The organism is Ligilactobacillus equi DSM 15833 = JCM 10991, assembly GCF_000615765.1.
Lineage (GTDB): Bacteria > Bacillota > Bacilli > Lactobacillales > Lactobacillaceae > Ligilactobacillus > Ligilactobacillus equi.
In genome coordinates, this window is record NZ_BAMI01000138.1 from 1 (window position 1) to 1,013 (window position 1,013).

Genomic DNA, 1,013 nt, shown 5'->3' on the forward strand with positions numbered 1-1,013 from the left:
GAATGGTATGGTTGACTAAATTATAGCTTGATAAATCAATATTTAAGTTAAAGCCACTATATTTGGCATTGTAAATCGTTGGGTAAGCACGTTTTACATCGGCACGTTCAACAGTATTATATTGTTGACGTTTAATTTCACGATTGGTAGTTGCATCATAAACAATCATCCAAGCGGATTGTTGACTTTCAGAATCATCAGCTGCATGCCATCCTTCAACATGTAGCTGGCCTTCATCGTTAAGATAAACTGAATCAAAAGCTGCTTCATTAGCATGTGTATTGGTGTGAATTGATTCAGAATCAACTTGATTGCCCACGCTATTGGTTTCAACTTTATTTGCTGTTACTTGACTTCTTGTTATGCTAGCATCATTAGAATTTTCGATTACTTCATTTTTTGTCGCTGATGATTCTACTTTATTTTTGATATTATCTTGATTAGCACTTTCCTTAGTTACCTCTGATTGGCTAGTATCCTCACTATTCTTTAACGTTATATCCTCTTGACCAACGACAGCCGATGTTTTATTTGACGCCTTTTCTTCGACTTGTGCTGTTGACATTGAGTCAGCAGAAACACTTCTTAACTCAGAATGTATCCCCACAATCAAGCCAAAAAACACAAGCGGCGCTACTACCCAGTTCTTCCCTGCTTTATACATTTTATAACGTTTTTTTATTTCTCTATTCAAACAAAAGTCCCCCATTATGTAAAACTATAGAATTATCAATAATTCATATTAGCTCAATAATTATCACTAAACAAGCTTTTTAATGAAAAAGGAGCGTAAATCCCCCTACTTTAGTGGGGGGATATAAGCTCTACTCGATAGCTCGTAAGAGCTATTTTGTTTTTTTCTAAATATTCTTTAGCTAATTTAGATAATATCTCTGAAACAGATGAATGTTCCTTGATTGTTTGTATTTTCAAGCTATCATTAAGTTCAACATTCATATAGATATTTATCCTTTTTTGTTTTCTGCCACAGCCCTCACTTTATGTAATTGAGT

Annotated in this window: 1 protein-coding gene; it reads right to left on the reverse strand. The window is 34.1% G+C overall.

From position 1 onward, the window contains the following. Positions 1–694: KxYKxGKxW signal peptide domain-containing protein (locus tag JCM10991_RS15325; RefSeq protein WP_035189147.1), on the reverse strand; the 694-nt coding region annotated here is incomplete at its 3' end. Positions 695–1,013: the final 319 nt, after the last annotated feature.